The sequence below is a fragment of the Thermogemmatispora sp. genome, from assembly GCF_042408735.1.
Classification (GTDB): Bacteria; Chloroflexota; Ktedonobacteria; order Ktedonobacterales; family Ktedonobacteraceae; genus Thermogemmatispora.
The window spans coordinates 1-18,927 of record NZ_JBHOQV010000099.1 but is presented as its reverse complement, the minus strand read 5'-3'; the positions used below and the strand labels follow the sequence as shown (position 1 = coordinate 18,927).

Below are 18,927 nucleotides of genomic sequence, written 5' to 3'. Positions count from 1 at the left end.
CCTGGCACGATCCGATAGGACGGCAAGTTTCATCTCCTTCGGGCAAAAGATGCCTCTCTCCGGCCTCTCATGGGTCCCCACCCTGCGAGCAACCTTCCGCATCCCCCCCCCAACCTCCCCGTCTCGCTCCCATGTTCTTTGAGCCACCCTCACCTTGCGCCGCCCCCAGGACCGTCAGCTCAGGAACAGAGCCGCTCTGGCCTCCCACGGCCCGCGCTGAGGCAGGCAACAGACTCGCTTCCAGGATCTGAGTGGGCCTCACATCAGCTCCTCAGCACTCTACCTCTCACCCAGACCTTACCCTCTACACTTTTGAGTATAGAGATGCTTGCCAATAGCAGCAACCTTTCGGGGGGAGGCCAGAAAGAGCGGCGCCGCTGTGTTATAATACAATGGAAATGGGTTTGTTCCTGTCTGTCATCATGCGCGATCTTCCGCGTCTATCATCCGTTGCCCATCGTGCCAGTCTTACTGGCACGGAGTGCTATCTGCTCGCTGCCGGGTAGCGGCTTTCTTCTCTGCTCAGAACAGAACAGGGCCACGCCTGCTCTGCACGTGTCAGCGTGACAAGCTGCATACACTGCTCTCCTGCCGAGATCCTCTGCACAAGGCACCAGGCCAGTCCCTGCAAGCGCTGCCTGGCGCGATTGCCACTCGGGTCAGGCTGGCCACCTGGCAGAGCGAGAGGCTCAACAAGGTGGAGCAGCGAGCCGTCAGCTTCCGGCTCATCACCAGGTGGCTCTGCCACAAGATCAGTATCTGCGAGTCAGTGAGGTATCATCTATGGATTTAATGCAGAAGCTTGAGAGTCTGGCCAATCGCTACGAAGAACTCAATACGCTTATGGCCCAGCCCGAGGTTCTGAGCAATGTCCCTCTGCTCCAACGCTACGGGCGTGAGCAGGCCGAGCTGGAAGAGGTCGTTCAGAAATATTATCGGCTGCGCACTACCCTTAAAGAGCTGGAGGAGGCCGAGGAGCTGGAGCGCGACAGCGACGATCCAGCTCTGCGCGAGCTGGCTCGCGAGGAGGTTATCCGCCTTAAGGAGCGCCGCGAACAGCTGACCGAAGAGGTCAAGCTGGCTCTGCTACCCAAGGATGCGATGGATGAGAAGAACGCCATCGTCACTATCCAGGGCGGCGCCGGTGGAGAGGAGGCCGCGCTCTTCGCCGCCGACCTCTTCCGCATGTATAGCCGCTATGCCGAGCAGCGCCGCTGGAAAATCGAGATTCTCGACTTAAACGAGACCGATCAGGGAGGGATCAAGGATATCACTTTTCTGGTGCGTGGCAAGGGAGCCTATCGCCGCTTGAAATACGAGGGCGGCACCCACCGCGTCCAGCGCGTCCCCGTGACGGAGGCCAATGGACGGATCCATACCTCAACGGCGAAGGTGATCGTCCTGCCAGAGGCCGATGAGGAGATCAATATCGAGATCAAGGAGAGCGATATCCGTATCGACGTCTTCCGTTCAACGGGCCACGGCGGCCAAAGCGTGAATACGACCGATTCAGCGGTGCGTATCACGCACCTGCCCACCGGCCTGGTGGTGACCTGCCAGGATGAGAAATCCCAGTTGAAGAATAAGGAGCGGGCGCTCTCGGTCTTGAAAGCTCGCCTCTGGGATCTGGAGGAGGCCCGCCGTCAGGAGGAGTTGGGGAAAGCGCGCCGCTCGCAGGTGCAGATGGGCGATCGCAGCGAGAAGATCCGCACCTATAATTTCCCCCAGGATCGGGTGACCGATCACCGCATCGGCCTGACTCGCTACAACCTGCAGGGCGTGCTCGACGGCGAGCTGGATGAGTTCATCGATAACCTCATCGCTGCGGACCAGGCCGATCGCTTGCAGCGCCTCTTTGCTGAAGAGCCTGCCGCCGTCCAGTGAAGCGCGGAAGCAGGGGACTGCCCACGGACGTGGGACCGTCCGTCGACCCGTCTGCCGCAGGTCTAGAGGTATAGAGCATCCTCATCCTTGCTGCTCTGCTCCGCTCTGCCTGCCTCCGCGCACCCCTCTGCTCCCTTCCTTCTCCGCCGGCCCCAGCCCAGCTGAGTCCCCTCGTCTTCCACGGACAAAGCTGGTCGCGATGTGCTATCCTTCTTCCGTGAAGAGTGGGCCGCGGGGGTGGAGAGGGTATAACTTCGCTATTTCTCTCAGTGAAAGGTAGGCTTTTTCTTCGATGAATCGACCATTGCCTGGTCAGGCCGCTGTGACCCAGGAGACGCTCTCTGAACTCCATCCTCCCTATCGACTTTTGCTCGGGCCAGGACCCTGTAATGTCGATCCGCGGGTGTTACGCGCCGCTGCTGCCCCCCAGCTTGGGCATCTCGACCCCTTTTTGCTCGATACGCTCGGAGCCGTCGCCGCCCAGCTACGCCGGGTTTTTCAGACGCAGAATGAGCTGACGCTCTGCGTCTCTGGCTCGGGATTCGCAGGGGCCGAGGCCGTGCTCTGCAATCTGCTGGAGGAGGGCGATACGCTCATTGCAGGAAGCCTGGGCTTCTTCAGCGGGAAAATCGCCGAGATTGCGCAGCGGATCGGGGCCAGGGTGATTCTGTTGGAGAGCGAGCCTGGGCAGCCGCTCGATCCGCAGCAGGTGGCTGAGGCGTTTGAGCGGCATCCCGAGGCCAGGCTTTTCGCCACCGCCATCGCGGAAACCTCCACCGGCCTGCTGCAGCCCGTGGAAGAGCTGGCGCAGATCGCCCATGCTCATGAGGCCCTCTTTGTGGTCGACGCCGTTTCCGGCCTGGGCGGCATTCCCATCCATATCGATCAGATGCAGATCGACGCCTGCTATGCCGGCAGCCAGAAGTGCCTTGGGGCGCTGCCCGGTCTGGCCCCGGTGACGCTCAACGCCCGTGCCGTTGAAGTGATCCGTCGACGCCATCGACCGGTCCAGAGCTACTATCTCGACCTGCTGGCCCTCCAGCGCTACTGGAACGGCGACCACGCCTATCATCATACGGCCTGCAGCAATCTGCTGCTCGCTATGCATGAGGCCCTACGCATCGTACTAGAAGAGGGGCTTAAGGCCCGCTGGCAACGCCACCGCTTGCATGGGGAGGCGCTGCGCGCCGGGCTGCAGGCGCTAGGTCTCTCCCCGCTGCCGCGTCCAGGTTACGAGCTGCCGGTGTTGACAGCCGTTCGTCTGCCCGCTCCAGTTCCAGAAGAGCAGCTTCGGCGCCAGCTCCTGACGGCCTACAGCATCGAGGTCGGTGGGGGCCTCGGTCCCCTGAAAGGGCAGCTCCTGCGCATCGGGCTAATGGGCTACAATGCCTCACGTAAGAACGTTGAGACGGTGCTGGCGGCCCTTGAGCAGCTGCTGCCCTCATTTGGTTGGCCAGTTCAGGCCGGGACGGCACTGGCGGCTGCTGCGGAAATCTATCGGGGCGCTGACCAGGTCTCCCAACAGGCTTGAGCTGGCAAAGCGGGTGGCAGACTGGCAACGCGCGAGGAGCCAGACAGAGCTGCCGCGCACTGTCCGTCCGCGCTACCAGGCAGACAGGCAGGTCAGTGCGACAGGAGCAAGGCAAGGCGTGCTGGCCCCTGACGGCCTCCAATCTTCTCTGTCCCAGGCTGCCAGGAAGGACTGCCCGCCGCCCAGCAGCCTAGAGGCATTCAACAGGAACGGCCTCGTCCCCCAAGGCAGGGTCGAGTGCCGTTCCCGGCCCCTGCCCGCGGCGGGTCAGCAGGTCGGCCCCAATCGGTTCATGGACTGGAGCAGATAGGAAAAGAGGTGGCTATGCGTCTCGAGCAACCCCAGGCAATTCGCACTATCTTTTTTGATGCAGGTCAGACCCTCCTGCAGCCCTACCCTTCCGTTGTCGAGATCTGTCAGCAGGTCTGCCAGCGGGCGGGCCTGGGCGTCGATCTTTCCCGCCTCAAGCAGGGGCTGATCGAGGCAGAGGATTACTTCTACCGCCAGGTGCGCTTGAACCGCCATACTTGGGCCAGCGAGCAGGCCATCAATGAGCTGTGGCTCGGCTACTACGTCAGCCTGCTTCGTCAGGCCGTCGATGAGCGAAGCGAGCAGCGACTTTACGAGCTGGCCCGGGCCATTATAGAGGAGTTTGAGGCTCACACGAGCTGGGAGGTCTTTCCCGACGTTGTGCCTACGCTGGAGGTCCTGCGTGAGCATCAATATACCCTGGGCGTCATCTCAGACTGGGGCATCAGCCTCGGCCCTATCCTGCGCCGCCATCGTCTGACGCGCTTCTTCGACTGCGTGATCGTCTCCGCCATCGCGCGGCACGCCAAGCCATCGACACTTCTCTATGAAACGGCCCTCCAGCGCGCCAACGCCGTTGCTGACTACACGCTGCACGTTGGCGACTCGTATATCCATGACGTGCTCGGCGCTCGTTCAGCGGGTATCACGCCCGTACTCCTTGACCGCGCACAGCGCCTGCGCAGCAGCGACGTCGACTGCCTCCTTATTCATTCCCTGACAGAGCTGCTGACGCTGCTTGAGCTGCCCGGGTACGACGAGGTCCCGAGCTAGACAGAGGCCAGGCCGACCTCACACACAGCGAGATCGGATGACCCGGACCCGGAGCAGCCGCAGCCCGGAGATGGGCAAGCCTTTCATGCCGGGCCAGAGGCGACTCCGTGCTCCACAAGAGGAAGGAAGCGCTCCGAAGACCAGACCAGAGATAGACGAGGGCCTTCTCAGCACCCGCTGTCCCGCCCTACTGGCGCGCTACCGCTGCCGGATTGAAGCGATAGAGCCGGGCGGGCCGGTGGGTGCCTTCCATCTTCTTGGCCCCCGTATCTTCAAGAATACCGGTGGAGAGAATCTTCTTGCGAAAATTGCGCTTGTCCAACTTGCGGTGCAAAATGATCTCGTAGACGCGCTGCAGCTCGCGGAGCGTGAATTGCTCAGGCAAGAGGTTGAAGGCGATCGTCGTATACTCCAGCTTGCCCCGAATGCGCTGCAGCGTATAGGCCAGGATCTTGGCGTGATCAAAGGCCAGCTCCGGCAGGTTGTACATGGAAAACCAGCCGACATCGCTGGCATCGTCTGCCGCCCGTACCTGCAGCCGCTCCGAATCGAGAAGCGCATAGTAGACTACCGTGATTACCCGCATGCGCGGATCACGTCCAGGGTCACCGAAGGTATAAAGCTGCTCCAGATAGACGTCCTGGACGCCCGTCTCCTCATGCAGCTCACGCTTGGCCGCATCCTCTAGCGACTCGTCGATATGCACGAAGCCCCCAGGAATAGCCCACATGCCCTCATACGGCCAGGAGCGCCGCTTGACCAGCAGCACCTGCAGGTCGGACTGGCGAATACTCATCATCACCACGTCAACGGTGACCGAGGGCCGCTCATATTTTGAGGGATCATAATGATGGGCCTGGGCCTCCGCGCTCGGTATCTGGCTTTGCCCACTGCTCATCTGCTCGTTCTGCTCACCCATAGTTGTTGATCAGAGTCTGTAAGAAGGAAACCGGGAGACAGCTCTGTGGCCAATTGGAGGCAACACTTCGGCTGGATGAGCGGCGCATAAGAGATGCGTCGGTCGGTCGATCGATCGATCGTCAGTTGATCAGTCGCTGGGTAGAGAGTTCGCCGCGAGAAGCGCGCACCCGTCCCCGGCGCCTGCCCGCTCGCTCATCCATTGCGTATCGTGCCACGCTCCTCACAATGCGTGTCTCGTCTAGGCTAAAATAGCCGACTCTGGGACTCCTGTCAAGTGGGAGCGCTTAAGGCGACAGGAGCGGCACGCCCCACCGGGCGGATAGCGAGGTCCCGCCCGCTTCGGCAAGCCTGGCCTGGCCAGTTGGCTTCAGCAGTGCTGGCATTGTGCGCCAGGGACGGCTGTGATATACTGGCACAGGCAGCACAAACATCTGTTCAGTTGTGGGGGAGAGCCATTCATGGCAGGCACAGACTTGCACCAGATCGATTCCTACGCCATCGCAGAGAAAATCAAGGAGAAGGCCAGTGGCACCCTTTACCGCTGTCAGCCAACGAAACGCTCCCGCTCCGAGATTTTCATTCAGGTCAGCGCTCTCCCCCTGCTTACGGAAGCCGACCAACAGCTTTTTCAGGAGCGCGCGCGCCACCTCAAGAGGCTCTCTGGTAACCGCGCCATTGTCTCGGTGAGAGACTATGGCCTCCTTGGCCAGGCCGCCGGCGATCGGCTCTACGGCTATCTTGTGTTGCGCGATCTTCCAGGGGAGAGCCTGGAAGCCTATTTCCAGAACCAGCACCCTCTGACGCCCGATGGGGCGCTGCCCGTGTTGCTGGCCATCGGCGACGCCCTGCATGTGGCTCATCAGCGCAAGGTTCTGCATGGCAATCTGCATCCGGGCTGCATTCTCGGCACTCCCGCCAATGCCGTACTGACCGATTTTGCCCTGGCCTGCCGCGACGGGAGCCTGACATACGACGACGAGCCTGCAGCCTTGCCTTATAAAGCTCCCGAGCATCTGCGCGGTTCGCCCCAACCGGCTAGCGATCAGTATGCCCTGGCGGCTCTGCTCTACCACTGGCTCTGCGGTCGTCCCCCCTACGAGGGAAAGACAGCCCAAGAGCTGCTGGCACAGCAGGAGCGCCGGCTTCTCATTGGGCCGCGACGTCTGAACGCGGCTATCTCCCCAGAGCTAGAGGCGGTGCTCTTGCAAGCTCTGGCCCTTGACCCCGATGAGCGCTTCCCGCACGTGCGCGCCTTTACCGATGCCTGTCTGGCAGCCATCAAGGGCCTGCCCAAGACCCTCTATCGCTCGCGGGAGGGAGAGAGCGCGCTCGGGCAGGCCGCTCAACTCCCCGCTGCAGTCTCCCAGGCTCCAGCCGGCGAGCCTGTCAGCCCTGTCGCCTCACGCCTTGCCACCGTGGTAGCGCCGGCCGGCACTCTACCAGCGCGTCCGTCGCCGGCGGCCTCAGGCCAGGACCGGGAGCCGGTCAATGCCAGCATACGTTCTTCCAACAAGGCGGAGGAGCGGCCGGAGGAGCCAGCGGCGGAAGGTCTGCTGGCCACCGTCCGCGCTGACCTGCGCCAGGGTGGTATCCTCTCGCGAAGCCTGCCGGGTTACGAAGAGCGACCCGCCCAGATCGCCATGGCCGAGATCGTGGCCCGCGCCCTGGAGCAAGGGCACCACGCCATCCTGGAAGCGGCCACCGGCACAGGGAAATCGCTGGCCTACCTTGTGCCCATCGTGCGCTCTGGCCGGGTGGCCATCATCAGTACGGCCAACAAAGCCCTGCAGGAGCAGCTCTTTTACAAGGACATTCCCTTTGTCCAGCAGTACATCAAGCCCTTCGAGGCCGCCCTGGTCAAGGGCATGGGCAACTACATCTGCCTCGACCGCCTCGAGAACGAGCGCCTGGGCATGCAGCTCTTTACCAAAAACCGCGAGTTCCGCCGTCTCTATGAGCTGACCCAGGACCCCGATGCCGATTTCAACGGCGATATCGAGAGCCTCGATTTCCCTCTCCCCGCCGACCTTCGCAGTCGCATCGTGGCCGAGCGCGATCAGTGTGCCTGGAGCAAGTGCCCGTTCTTCTTCGACTGCTATGTCCGGCAGATGCGCCTGCGCGCCGAACGGGCCCAGATCATTGTGGTTAATCACACGCTGCTGCTGCTCGACGCCGCCCTGGAGGGGCACCTGCTCCCCGAGCGCGATCTCATCGTCCTCGACGAGGCCCATCACCTCGAAGAGGAAGCCACGCGCGCTTTCACGATTACGATCAGTCCCAACCAGATTCGGACCCTGCTCGCCCAGCGTATGCTCAAGGAGCATAGCCGCCTGAGCATCCAGGACGAGGCCGAGCGTGCCTGGCTCACGACCTGGCGCCGCCTGGAGCAGCTGGCGCGTTACTGCGGCCCCGGCTCACGCCTGAACTTACAGGAGCCGCTGGAAGAGGGCCTTCAACTGGCCACCGTCATCGCCCAGCTCGCCGACTCCCTGCGCCAGGAGCGCCCCCGCGATCTGCCAGAGAAGGAAAGTACGCTCTACGATCGGCTCCTCAAACGCACACAGAATCTGGCCGAGCAGATTCGCACCGTGTTCGCCGTCAATCAGCCCGAGCGCTACGTTTACTACCTGGAGCGCGTGGCTCAGCTCGGCCAGCGCGGCAGCCATATCGAGGTCTCGGCAGCACCACTGGATGTGACTTCCTGGCTGCGCGAGAAGCTCCTCAAGACACCGGTCCTTATCTTCACTTCGGCCACGTTGGCCACCACGGGACCACACCCGCTCCGACCCGAGGAGAAAGGTCCTCACTTCGCCTATTTTCGACAGCGCATCGGCCTCAGCTACGAGGAGATGCCCGAGGTCGAGGAGCGGATTCTTCCCTTGACCTTCGACTACCAGCGCAACGCCTTGCTTTATCTGCCGCGCCATCTGCCCGAACCGGCCTACGGCAGCGGCGAGGCCGTGCGACGCTACACCGAGGCGATCGCCGGCGAAATGCTGCACCTGGTCAACGCTTCTCAGGGCCGCGCCTTCTTACTCTTCTCCAGTCAGCGCATGTTGGACGCCGTCTACGAGCTGCTGCAGGCAAGTTCCCTGCCCTACCGCCTGCTGCGCCAGGGCGACTGGCCCCGCAGCGAGCTGCTGCGCCAGTTCAAAGCAGAGCCGGCGGTCCTCTTCGGCCTCAAGAGCTTCTGGGAGGGGGTCGATATTCCCGGCGAAGCGCTCTCTCTGGTAGTCATCGATAAGCTACCGTTCGATCCCCCCGATGACCCGGTCCACGCCGCCCGCGTTGCCCTGATGAAAGAGGCCGGCGAGAATTGGTTTGGCTCCTATGTGCTTCCCCAGGCCGTGCTGCGCCTCAAGCAGGGCTTGGGCCGCTTGCTGCGCACACGCGACGATCGCGGGGTGATGGCGATTCTCGATAGTCGCATCTATACTAAGAGCTATGGCCGACTCATTCTGAGCGCCCTGCCTCCAGCCCGCCGCACCGATCGGCTGGAAGAGGTCTACCGCTTTTTCCAGGACGCCTAGCAGCCTCGCCCAGAGCAGACAATTGGCGGGTGTTCCGGTACTAAGCATTATTGCGCACTCAGCAATACCGATGGGGAAACAGGATCTTTTTCTAAGACAATTGACGCTCCGGGTAAAGCTGCTATACTAGGAAGTGCATTCCGACGCGAGTGAGAGAAGTTCTTGTATCCAGCGGTACAGGGAGAACTGCATGAGCAAAGTCAAGATGCGCTGCATCAACTGCGGCAAGCGATTCCAGTCGGTTAATGCTAAAGAAGCCCTTTGCCCTGAGTGTAATCAGAAATCGCGAAAAGAGAAGCAGGTCACCAAAACAGGCCCACAGCGACCGGTGAGCGCGCCCCGTCCGGTGCCGCCACCCCCACGGCCCCACAGTTCTCCGGGAGGGACCAGCCATTGGCTTGATCACTTGCAGGATATCAAGGTCAGTGAGCCGGAGCAGTCTCCGTCGCCCGCACGAGCCAGACCACTGCAGGGGCCAGCCTCGCGTCTCCCTGCCAACACGAACCACCCAGGGCGAGAAGGAGTCCGGCCCGCCGGGCGTCCCCCGCGAGCGGAGCGGGAGCGCGAGCGAGAACGCGAGCGGCCAGGACCACGCGGCCCCGCCCAGTATTGGGAGGCGGAGCGCCGGGGACCCCTCTTCCGGGGCGGCTTCTCCTCGCTGGGTCAGCGTCCGCGCCCTCCCGCGGAGAGCGGCCCCGCACGGACACCCCGTCCGGCTGGTCCTTTCTCTAGAGCCAGCGGCGCCAGCTCCGGTCTCACCCCCAGTGGAAAAGGAGGGGCCCGCCCAGGGACGGGCCAGGCCGCTTACCCGTATCACCACCATCGACAGGCAAAGGAGCCCACTAAAGCAGCGAAGCCTCTCCCACAGCCGGCCAAGCCCAAGCGCGAAAAAACTCCCCCGCCGGCTCCCTTCGTGCCCACGCCAGAGCAGGTGGCTCTGGTCGAAGCGCGCTACAAGGAGCTGGCCCAGCCTGTTGAGTTCGATGGCATCCGCACACGGATCGCCCACGAGTTGAATATCCCGAAATCGGCGGTGAAGCGGATCATTAAGGCCCTGCGCGAGCGCGAGGGGCTTCCAAGCTGGTGGGAGGTTCAGCCTTACCGAGGGAACAGTGAAGAACTGGCGAAGATCCGCGCTTTGTATGAGCCGTTTCTCCCTGTGCCTCCGATCGGTATCCATCGGACCATCGCGCAACAGCTTTCGCTTAAGCCCGCTGTGGTCTATCAGGCGATCCGCCTCATCCGCCAGGAGCTGAAGCTGCCGCAGTACAATGATCCTAGCCTGCACGCTCAGGAATTGACAACGGGCGCTCAGGACGGGGACAATAAACAGGCGGTGCCAGCCTTGCCGGCAGGTACGCTGGCAACCTCGCCCGCTCCAGAGGCCCTCTCTCTCCCTCGGGAGAGCGCTAGCTCCGGCAGCAGCGAGCCTGGTAGGCTCCACGTGGCTGAGAGCCAGCCAGCCTCGGAGGAGTAATCGGCCAGAGCTGGGCTGGCCTTCGAGCTTGCTCCGCCGCTTGCCCGGTCGGGCCAAGCCTGGCAGCCCCGGCCCGCTCCTGGCTTGAGGGAAGGCAACTATGCAAGATTGTCTGTTCTGCAAGATCGCTAACGGCGAGATCCCGAGCACGATCCTTTACCAGGATGCCGAGGTCGTCGCTTTTGCGGACATCAATCCACAGGCACCCCACCACGTGCTGCTGATTCCGCGGCGCCACCTGGCTTCAATGAAGGAGGTGACGGAGCAGGATGGGGCCTTGCTCGCCCACATCTTCGTCGTCGCCAATAAGCTCGCTCAGGATCTCGGTCTCTCTGAGCGCGGGTTCCGCTTCGTCACCAACGTCGGACCCGACGCCGGACAATCGGTCTTTCATCTGCACTTCCATCTCTTGGGCGGACGTCGGTTCGGCTGGCCGCCCGGCTAGTCGCCGCAGGCCGAACCGCTTTTCCCTGGGGCGAGAATCGCCAGCGCTCCTCGAGCGCCTGGCTCGCCTTGACACGGCGCCTCTCTCGCCCCTCTTCTTTCGTGTTCCATACAGGCACGATTTCGACATGGTTCGACTGGACCAATCCGAGTCGTTACTGTTCCGCGCGCTGGTGGGGACGGTTGGGTCGCTTCGGGTTGGGTCTCTATGGCCCCGCGGTAGCATCGTCGGCCTTTGGTAAGTTCGCCTCGCTCCTTAGCCTCTTCTGGCCTGCTGGCCTGCTCTTCCTCCGTTCCTCCTCCGCTCATGGACAGGCGGACAGGTAGACAGGTAGAGAGGCAGACAGGAGTCCGGCAAGCAAGTCGAACCGCCGCCTCTGGCGAGCCGAGGTCACTACCAGGCCGAGCAGCGCTGAGTCAATCCTTCAGGAAGATCTCTACAAAGGCCAGGGAAGTCTTTATGCGCATTGCCATCGACTATACCACGGCGATCAGACAGGGCGCCGGCATCGGCACCTATATCCGCTGCCTGGTCGACGCCCTGCTGGCTCAAGATCAGGTGAATCATTATGTCCTGTTGAGCAGCCAGCCCCCTCAAGAGGGCCGCACTTTCCCTCACGCTGAGCACGTGACGATTCGGCGCGTTCCAATTCCTGAGCGCTACCTCAATATTCTCTGGTACCGCTGGCAGCTCCCTCTCTACGCGAACTGGTTCACCGGCCCTGTCGATCTCTACCATGGCCCCGACTTTGTCCTGCCACCGTTTAGCCGTTTCCGCCGTCCGCGCACCGTGGTGACCATCCACGACCTGGCGTTTCTGGAATACCCTCAATACGCTGTCCCCTCACTGGCCGCCTACCTGCGCGAGGTGGTTCCACGGGCTGCCCGCAGCGCCGATGTGGTGGCGACGGTCTCTCAGGCTTCGGCTCGAACTCTGAGCCAGTATCTGGGTACCCCCCCGGAGAAGATGGTCATCATCTCTCCGGGAGTAGGCCGGGCCTTCCGGCGCGTCACCGACCCGGTCCTTCTGGAGGCCACCCGCTATAAGTACGGCCTGAAGCATCCCTTTGTGCTGACCGTGGGGACCAGGGAGCCACGGAAGAACCATCTGGGCCTGATCCGCGCCTTCCACCAGGCTCAGAGCCGCAAGCCGCGTCCGAAAATGCTGGCCATCGTCGGCGGCCCTGGCTGGCTCTACGAGGAAACCGAGCAGGAGGTGGCCCGCCTGGGCCTGAGCGAGAAGGTGCGCTTCCTGGGCCACGTGAGTACTCTTGATCTGGTCATGCTCTATAGTATGGCCGATGTCTTCGCCTATCCTTCCTTCTATGAGGGCTTCGGGATGCCCGCCCTGGAGGCGCTGGCCTGCGGCGCCCCCGTGGTCACCTCGAATACTTCCTCCTTGCCCGAGGTGGTCGGCGAGGCCGCCCTCAAGGTCGATCCCTACGATGTCGAGGCTCTGGCTTCCGCCATCACCCGCTTGCTCGCCGATCAGCAGCTCTGCGAGGAGCTACGCCAGAAGGGCTACGAGCAGGTGAAACGCTATACCTGGGAAGCCTCGGCCCGTAAAATGCTCCTTGTCTATCAGAAGCTCCACGAGGGCCTCTCGGATTTTACTACGCTGGAGGCTTCCTATGCGGATCGGCATTAATGCGCTCTTCTTTCGCTATCCCGCCAGCGGGAGCGGCCAGTACCTCCTGCACCTGCTCCAGGCCCTGGCTACGCTCGATCAGCAGCATGAGTATCTCCTGCTGGGACCAGGCTCTGAGCCTTTGCCGCTGACGCTTGCACCTCGGATGCGCTATGTCAGAGCCGCCGTTCCCGCCTGGCTGGCTCGGAGCGAGAATGTCGAAAAGCTTGTGTGGGAGCAGATGACGTCCGTGCGCGCGGCCCGGCGCCACGGCGTCGATCTGCTCCATGTTCCCTATTTTGCCCCACCGCTGCGAACTTCCCTGCCCGTCGTCGTTACTGTCCATGACGTGATTCCATGGCATATCCCCATTTATCGAGCCGGAGCCAAGATCGAGGCGTATATGCGCCTCATCGAATACGCGGTACGGCGCGCAACTCTGATCATCACCGTCTCCGAGCACGCAAAGCGCGATATCGTCGAGACGCTGAAGCTGCCACCCGAGCGCATTCGCGTGATCTATGAGGCTGCTGGCGAGGAGTTTCGTCCAGTGCACGACCCCGAGCGCCTGGCCAGGGCGCGCGCGCGCTACGGCCTGGCCGAGCACCAACGCTACGTGTTCTACCTGGGCGGACTAGATGTCCGTAAGAACGTTCCACAGTTGGTGCGGGCCTTTGCGCGTGTCTATCAGCGCCTGGGCGAGCCAGACCTGCGCCTGCTGATTTCGGGCGATCCTGACCGGCAGCGTGGCCCACGCTTCTCCGATCCGCGCCCGGTGGCCGCCGAACTGGGCATCGCCGATAAGGTCATCGTGCGCTTTGTGCACGATGAAGATAAGGCCGCACTCTATAGCAGCGCCGGTCTCTTCGTTTTCCCTTCCCTCTACGAGGGCTTCGGCCTCGATCCCCTGGAGGCGATGGCCTGCGGCGCCCCCGTGGTCTGCTCTAATCGGACTTCTCTGCCGGAGGTCGTGGGCGACGCCGCTCTATGCGTTGATCCTACCGATCTGGACGCCCTCACGGATGCAATGTATGCTGTTCTCAGTGATATGAGACTGGAGGCAGACCTGCGGGCCCGTTCTCTGCGCCGCGCTACCCAGTTTAGCTGGCAGCGGACCGCGAGCGAGACGCTGGCTGCCTACGAAGCTGCTTTATCCCTGGAGAGAGCTTAGTGCGATGCGCGTTCTGACCATCTCTAAAGCCTATGTCGCCGGCACTTCTCATCGCAAGCTGGAGGAGCTGGCAAAGTGTCCTGGCGTCGAGCTGATCGCCGTCACTCCTCCCTATTGGCTGGCCGATGACGGCAGCAAGCAGGAGCTGGAACGGGTCTACCTGGAGGGCTACGAGCTGATCGTGACGCCAATGGCCCTCAACGGCCATTTTCATATCCACTACTACCCCCAGCTCAATAGCATTCTGCGCCGGGTGCGCCCCGATATCGTTCACGTCGATGAGGAGCCGTATAATTTCGCCACCTATCAGGCGATCCGCCTGGCTCGGCGCTATGGGGCCTTGCCGATCTTTTCGACGTTCCAGAACCTTTACCGCCGCTATCCGCCTCCGTTCCGCCAATTTGAACTGTACTGCTATCGCTACGCCCGCCACGCGCAAGCTTGCAACAAGGCCGCGGGCGAGGTGCTGCGCCGGAAGGGCTATCAGGGCAAGATCCATTTGATTGCACAGTTCGGCGCCGAGCCTGGTCTGCACTATCCCGATCCCCAACGCCGACCTTATCAGCCGGGTGAGCCGTTTATCCTGGGCTACGTGGGCCGCCTGAAGGAGGAAAAAGGGGTTCCGTTGATTATCGAGGCCCTGGCCATGCTGCCGGAGTGCTGTCGGGTGGTCTTTATTGGCTATGGGCCTTTGCGCGATGAGCTGGAGCGCCAGGCCCAGCGTCTGGGCGTGGCCGAGCGCGTGACCTTCCTGGGCAGCCTGCCAAGCTACAAGGTGCCCGATGAGATGCGCAAGATGCATGTGCTGCTGCAGCCTTCGCTGACACGCCCCAACTGGATGGAGCAGTTCGGGCGCTCGATGGCTGAGGCCATGTGCTGCGAGGTGCCTGTAGTCGGTTCTAGCTCGGGCGAGATCCCTGTGACGGTCGGCGACGGCGGCCTGATCTTCCCGGAGGGGGACGCGCGCGCGATGGCTGAATGTGTGCGACGCCTGCTTGAGGATCAGGACCTCTATCAGCGTTTGGCGCGCCAGGCCCGCCAGCATATCTTGCGGAATTATACTCAGGAGGCCATCGCCCGCAAGACCTACGAGGTCTTTCTGGAGATGCTGGCAGAACGCGAGGCCGCTCCTTCGCGACCCCCCTCTGCCTCTTGAGCATAGCAATCGCGATGCGACGCTCCGCTCTTCGCTGGATAGGTGGTCTGCGCCGGTGGCCCGCCCCCTGGCTGCTCTTCCTGCTCGGCGCCTTCCTCTTCGTCGAGAGCGCCTGGCAGGTCTTCTTTGCCCCAACCGACCTGCTACGCTACCAGTGCTACGCCCTGGTTTTCTGGTTCGGCAGCCCCGCCCTGCGCTGGCTTCCGGCGCAGCAATGCGCCTTTCTCTCGCTCCAGGGAGCGCAGGCTCCCTTTCAGGTCCTGCCGCTCGAGTATCCACCGCTCGCGCTCGTACCTTTTTCCTTGCCTCTGCTGGTTCCGCCTCCCTACTACACTCTAACCTTCGCGCTGCTGATGCTCGTCGCTGCCGGCCTCATGCTCTGGCTCCTGTATCGCTTTGTTTCGCCCCAGGCCGCGCTGAGCGGCGCGCTGCTGCTCATCGTGGGAGGCGGTCCGATCCTTCAGGTGCGCTACGACCTGCTGCCCTCGCTTTGCGTGCTGGTCTGTCTTGTAGCGGCGCAACGCCAGCGATGGGCGCTGGCCTACCTGGCGCTGGCCAGCGGGACGCTCCTCAAGCTCTATCCCCTCCTGGGTCTGCCAGCGCTCTTCCTGGCCGAGCAACAGCATCTTAGAGCTGGCGAGCCATCGGCTCATAAGATCACTGGCTGGCGCTGGCGTCACCTGTTGCTTTTCGTGGCCGCCGTAGTCATGGTCAGCGCTCTCTTTGCTCTGCTCAACCCCGAAGGCGCCCTTCTGGGACCGTTACGGTACTTTGGCCAGCGTCCTCCCCAGATCGAATCGCTGGCCGCGAGCCTGCTCTGGCTCAGTGGTCTGATCGGCATCAGCCTGCCGCCCCAGCTGCTCTTCAGCTACGGCTCGCTCAATCTCATCAGTCCGCTAGCACCCGCCGTGAGCCTCTTCTTGACAGTCCTACTTTGCCTTGGCCTCCTGCTGACTCTCTGGCTACAATACAAAGGCACCTTCGATCTCTGGGAAAGTATGCTCTCGCTCCTGTTGCTCCTCATTGTGACCGGCAAGGTCTTCAGTCCGCAGTATCTTCTGTGGGTCATTCCCCTGGTGGCCAGCTCCGGCCTGAGCCGGAGCTCCGCGAGCCAGGCCCGCCTCTGGCTGCTCACCTGGCTCGCCATCGGTCTGCTGACAAGCATTATCTACGTCTTCTACTACTCCCACCTGGCCGATCCAGCCAGCGCTCCCCAGATCGCTCCAAGGCTGCCCGGCTTCTTTGCCATCATCCTGCTACGCAATGGCCTTGTACTTGCGGTCACCCTTGGCCGGTTTGGCCTCGCTCTTCGCCGCGCGTTATGATATAGTGAGGCGGGCTAAGCGGCAGTCGCACTGGTCAGGACAGACAAATAAGTCAGGAGGAGGAGGAACAGCTATCCCTATGGAAGATGGATTCCTCGGCTACCTGGTCAAAGAGCGTTACAAGCTGATCGATGAGATTGCCGAGGGGGCTTTCGGCGCTGTCTACATTGCGCGCGACCTGGAAACCAATTACCTCTATGCCGTTAAATTGCTGCACGAGAAGTTTTTCCGCAACTCGGAAATCCTGCAGCGCTTCCAGCGCGAAGCCTCGCTCCCGCTGAGCCTTGATGATCCGCACATCGTGCACGTCATCGACTACGGCTGGGATGGGCACGTCCATTTCATCGTCATGGACTACATCGACGGCCATAATCTGCGCACCATCATGCAGCGCAGCGGCCCGCTCCCGCTGGAGACGGCCCTGACTTACGCCGAGCAGGTGGCGCGCGGACTGGAGGCGGCCAACTGCCGTGGTATCGTCCACCGCGATCTCAAGCCGCAGAATATTCTAGTCAATAACCGGGGGGAAGTGAAAATCACCGATTTTGGCCTGGCACGCGCCAAAGATACCCCGACCATTACCGACACCGACGAGTTCATGGGCACAGCCTACTACATTTCTCCCGAGCAGATCGATAGCGGCCACTCGGCGGATATCCGCTCTGACCTTTACTCGCTGGCGGCCATCCTCTTCGAGATGCTGGCTGGGCAGCCGCCCTATCGGGGGACCAACGTCATGGAACTCATTGTCAAGCATCAGAGGGAGCCTATCCCTGCCTTGAGGCCGCTGCGCCCAGACCTGCCCCCCCTTGTCGATCAATTTTTTGCTAAAGCGCTGGCCAAGCAACCAGAGCAACGCTACCAGACGCCGCAAGAATTCATCGGGGCCTTAGAGAGCTTGCGCCAGGCCGCTACCAGCTACTCTCAGCAGTCCAGCTACTCTCAGCAGTCCAGCTCACCCGTCATGGCCACTCCCCTCTCGGTCCCTGCTGCCCCACCTCCTCAGAGAGAGGCTCGCCCAGGTCCAGCCAATCAGCCAGCCTCCTCCGAGCTGAGCACCATCATCGAGACCTCCCCTCCTACGGAGAAGGCTCCAGCGAGACTTGTCGACCTGAGTACAGGCAGAATCTTCCCACTGGCCGGCCAGGAGATGATCATCGGGCGACGCGACCCCGTCCGCAACCTTTATCCTGATATCAGCCTGGCAGACAAAATGGTGGGGCGACGTCACGCCCGCATCCGCAACCGTCAGGGGACCTTCACCGTTGAGGATCTCCATTCGCGGAACCGCACCCGTCTCAATGGCCGCTTCCTGCCGCCCGGCGAAGAGCGCCCTCTAAAACACGGCGACCTCTTACGCTTCGGCACTGTTGAAATGCGCTTCGAACTGACCGATGGCCAACCATCCCCGCAGGAAGGGCACAACTAGTCTGTCAGCGCGCCATAACTATGGCGCTTGCTGCTCTCCTGGCGAGCACCGAGCGGCAAGCGACATGACAGCGTCTCCCCTGGCTTTTTCATTTCAGCCCTGGTCGGACAGATAGTCGGGCAGGGCCGCTATCGAAGGCAATACCGCCTCGGGACGCTCTTCCGACAGGCTCTGCCTCAGCAAGGGGGAATCCGGCCCATGCTTGCCAGTGCAGACCAGCAGCGCCCGCAGGCCAGCGCGCCTGGCTCCTTGAATGTCATTGACCAGGTCATCGCCGACCATAAGCGTCTCCTCCGGCGCCGTTGCCAGCAAGCGCACAGCCTCCTCAAAGAAGGCCCGCTCCGGCTTGCCAATAACCACAGCCTGCTTGCCAGTGGCCAATTCCAGGGCGAAGACAAAAGGCCCACTATCGAGGCGCAGCCCATCGCTGACACGCCAGTAGAGGTTCTTGTGCATGGCGATCAGGTCGGCCCCAGCCATAAGTAGGCGAAAGGCGCGGTTCATCGTCTCATAGGAGAGCAATTCTTCGGCCCCGCCGATCACTACCACATCGACCTGAGGCGTATCCGCACCGTTCGGGTCGACCAGTTCAAGGCCAGAGAAATCGGCAGCCGTATCGCCCTTTGTGAGAAGCCAGCAGCGCTTCCCTGGGTAGAGGCGGCGCAGATAGGCCGCGGTAGCCACAGGGGCCGTAATCAAGCGCTCAGGGGAGACGGGCAGGCCGATGGACTGAAGGCGCTGGGCTAGAGTCGTCCGGGCCATCGTCGTAGTATTGGTAACAAAGGCATAGCGGTAGCCATGCTGCTCTAGCCAGCGCAGTGTCTCAGCGGCACCCTCGACGGGCCGCATACTCACATGCAAGACTCCATCGATGTCCAGCAATACCCCGCGAATCATGCCCATAGGCACCTCCTTCTCAGCAAGGGCAGAAGCCCGAGGGAGCCTCCGCGGAGAGCGAGCAGGCGATGGTACCACAGCGAGCCTGCCTCCGGTCTGGCAGAAAAGGGCAGCGATCTGCGAGGCTCCCGGGTTCAAGGTTTTAACGAGGCTGAAGAGAAACCATTATCACTATATGCTTTTCCGGTCGGCAAAGCAAGAAGGTTTCGAGCGTTTACACGAAGAGTAGTCTATTTGCCCCTCTTGCCCGGCCTGTCAGCACTCGTCCTCCGGAGATGAGAGTGATGAAAAAAGCCACGTACCAATGACACGAGACAGGGAATGATGCTATAATAGCCGCGAGGAATAGCCTTTAAGTAGGAGATTGCGCCATGGACGGTGACATGATCGGGCGTGTCATCAAGGGTCGCTACAAACTGATTGACGAAAGAGGGCGGGGCAACTTCGCCACC

13 protein-coding genes are annotated in these 18,927 nt (G+C 62.0%); 11 read left to right on the top strand and 2 right to left on the bottom strand.

The features are described 5' to 3' along the window. Positions 1 to 783 precede the first annotated feature (783 nt). From prfA to ACFMO7_RS08665, 3 genes are all read left to right on the top strand, one after another. On the top strand, positions 784 to 1,884 hold the full coding sequence (gene prfA / locus ACFMO7_RS08675; RefSeq protein WP_376795094.1) for a peptide chain release factor 1: 1,101 nt from the start codon (positions 784 to 786) through the stop codon (positions 1,882 to 1,884). 292 nt (positions 1,885 to 2,176) lie between these two features. Continuing rightward, complete coding sequence (locus tag ACFMO7_RS08670) at positions 2,177 to 3,415, top strand: pyridoxal-phosphate-dependent aminotransferase family protein (RefSeq protein ID WP_376795093.1); 1,239 nt, start codon at positions 2,177 to 2,179, stop codon at positions 3,413 to 3,415. Positions 3,416 to 3,739: 324 nt separating this feature from the next. Further along, positions 3,740 to 4,498, top strand: a complete 759-nt coding sequence (locus ACFMO7_RS08665) for an HAD family hydrolase (RefSeq protein WP_376795092.1) — start codon at positions 3,740 to 3,742, stop codon at positions 4,496 to 4,498. Between the two features lie 187 nt (positions 4,499 to 4,685). Here ACFMO7_RS08665 and ACFMO7_RS08660 read toward each other — a convergent pair whose 3' ends face one another. Further along, positions 4,686 to 5,396 (bottom strand): NUDIX domain-containing protein, encoded by a 711-nt coding sequence (locus ACFMO7_RS08660; protein WP_376795091.1) that lies wholly within the window; start codon positions 5,394 to 5,396, stop codon positions 4,686 to 4,688. A gap of 481 nt (positions 5,397 to 5,877) precedes the next feature. Between ACFMO7_RS08660 and ACFMO7_RS08655 the strand changes: the two genes are divergently transcribed. From ACFMO7_RS08655 to ACFMO7_RS08620, 8 genes are all read left to right on the top strand, one after another. Then, positions 5,878 to 8,949: a helicase C-terminal domain-containing protein gene (locus tag ACFMO7_RS08655; RefSeq protein WP_376795090.1), complete on the top strand. Its 3,072-nt coding sequence runs from the start codon at positions 5,878 to 5,880 to the stop codon at positions 8,947 to 8,949. A 190-nt stretch (positions 8,950 to 9,139) separates the two neighbouring features. Further along, positions 9,140 to 10,426, top strand: a complete 1,287-nt coding sequence (locus ACFMO7_RS08650) for a hypothetical protein (RefSeq protein ID WP_376795089.1) — start codon at positions 9,140 to 9,142, stop codon at positions 10,424 to 10,426. A gap of 100 nt (positions 10,427 to 10,526) precedes the next feature. Next, positions 10,527 to 10,871: a histidine triad nucleotide-binding protein gene (locus ACFMO7_RS08645; RefSeq protein WP_376795088.1), complete on the top strand. Its 345-nt coding sequence runs from the start codon at positions 10,527 to 10,529 to the stop codon at positions 10,869 to 10,871. Positions 10,872 to 11,330: 459 nt separating this feature from the next. Continuing rightward, positions 11,331 to 12,518, top strand: coding sequence for a glycosyltransferase family 4 protein (locus ACFMO7_RS08640; protein WP_376795087.1), 1,188 nt, complete (start codon positions 11,331 to 11,333; stop codon positions 12,516 to 12,518). Next, positions 12,502 to 13,668 carry a glycosyltransferase family 4 protein gene (locus tag ACFMO7_RS08635; protein WP_376795086.1) on the top strand — a complete coding sequence of 389 codons (1,167 nt, stop codon included), beginning with the start codon at positions 12,502 to 12,504 and terminating at the stop codon, positions 13,666 to 13,668. The genes ACFMO7_RS08640 and ACFMO7_RS08635 overlap by 17 nt, the downstream gene beginning before the upstream one ends. Before the next feature lie 4 nt (positions 13,669 to 13,672). Beyond that, positions 13,673 to 14,824, top strand: a complete 1,152-nt coding sequence (locus ACFMO7_RS08630) for a glycosyltransferase family 4 protein (protein ID WP_376795085.1) — start codon at positions 13,673 to 13,675, stop codon at positions 14,822 to 14,824. A 14-nt stretch (positions 14,825 to 14,838) separates the two neighbouring features. Next, positions 14,839 to 16,149 (top strand): hypothetical protein, encoded by a 1,311-nt coding sequence (locus ACFMO7_RS08625; protein ID WP_376795084.1) that lies wholly within the window; start codon positions 14,839 to 14,841, stop codon positions 16,147 to 16,149. A gap of 79 nt (positions 16,150 to 16,228) precedes the next feature. Further along, a complete protein-coding gene (locus ACFMO7_RS08620) occupies positions 16,229 to 17,578 on the top strand; it encodes a protein kinase (protein WP_376795083.1) in 1,350 nt (449 codons plus the stop codon). A 93-nt stretch (positions 17,579 to 17,671) separates the two neighbouring features. Here the strand turns inward: ACFMO7_RS08620 and ACFMO7_RS08615 are convergent, their stop codons facing one another. Beyond that, positions 17,672 to 18,481: a TIGR01458 family HAD-type hydrolase gene (locus tag ACFMO7_RS08615; protein WP_376795082.1), complete on the bottom strand. Its 810-nt coding sequence runs from the start codon at positions 18,479 to 18,481 to the stop codon at positions 17,672 to 17,674. Positions 18,482 to 18,927: the final 446 nt, after the last annotated feature.

Excerpts from the sequence above, each read along its gene's own strand:
- ACFMO7_RS08665 (WP_376795092.1), top strand. The coding sequence starts at position 3,740 with ATGCGTCTCGAGCAACCCCAGGCAATTCGCACTATCTTTTTTGATGCA.
- ACFMO7_RS08660 (WP_376795091.1), bottom strand. The coding sequence starts at position 5,396 with ATGAGCAGTGGGCAAAGCCAGATACCGAGCGCGGAGGCCCAGGCCCAT.
- ACFMO7_RS08645 (WP_376795088.1), top strand. The coding sequence starts at position 10,527 with ATGCAAGATTGTCTGTTCTGCAAGATCGCTAACGGCGAGATCCCGAGC.
- prfA (WP_376795094.1), top strand. The coding sequence starts at position 784 with ATGGATTTAATGCAGAAGCTTGAGAGTCTGGCCAATCGCTACGAAGAA.
- ACFMO7_RS08630 (WP_376795085.1), top strand. The coding sequence starts at position 13,673 with ATGCGCGTTCTGACCATCTCTAAAGCCTATGTCGCCGGCACTTCTCAT.
- ACFMO7_RS08650 (WP_376795089.1), top strand. The coding sequence starts at position 9,140 with ATGAGCAAAGTCAAGATGCGCTGCATCAACTGCGGCAAGCGATTCCAG.
- ACFMO7_RS08670 (WP_376795093.1), top strand. The coding sequence starts at position 2,177 with ATGAATCGACCATTGCCTGGTCAGGCCGCTGTGACCCAGGAGACGCTC.
- ACFMO7_RS08635 (WP_376795086.1), top strand. The coding sequence starts at position 12,502 with ATGCGGATCGGCATTAATGCGCTCTTCTTTCGCTATCCCGCCAGCGGG.
- ACFMO7_RS08620 (WP_376795083.1), top strand. The coding sequence starts at position 16,229 with ATGGAAGATGGATTCCTCGGCTACCTGGTCAAAGAGCGTTACAAGCTG.
- ACFMO7_RS08655 (WP_376795090.1), top strand. The coding sequence starts at position 5,878 with ATGGCAGGCACAGACTTGCACCAGATCGATTCCTACGCCATCGCAGAG.
- ACFMO7_RS08625 (WP_376795084.1), top strand. The coding sequence starts at position 14,839 with ATGCGACGCTCCGCTCTTCGCTGGATAGGTGGTCTGCGCCGGTGGCCC.
- ACFMO7_RS08640 (WP_376795087.1), top strand. The coding sequence starts at position 11,331 with ATGCGCATTGCCATCGACTATACCACGGCGATCAGACAGGGCGCCGGC.
- ACFMO7_RS08615 (WP_376795082.1), bottom strand. The coding sequence starts at position 18,481 with ATGGGCATGATTCGCGGGGTATTGCTGGACATCGATGGAGTCTTGCAT.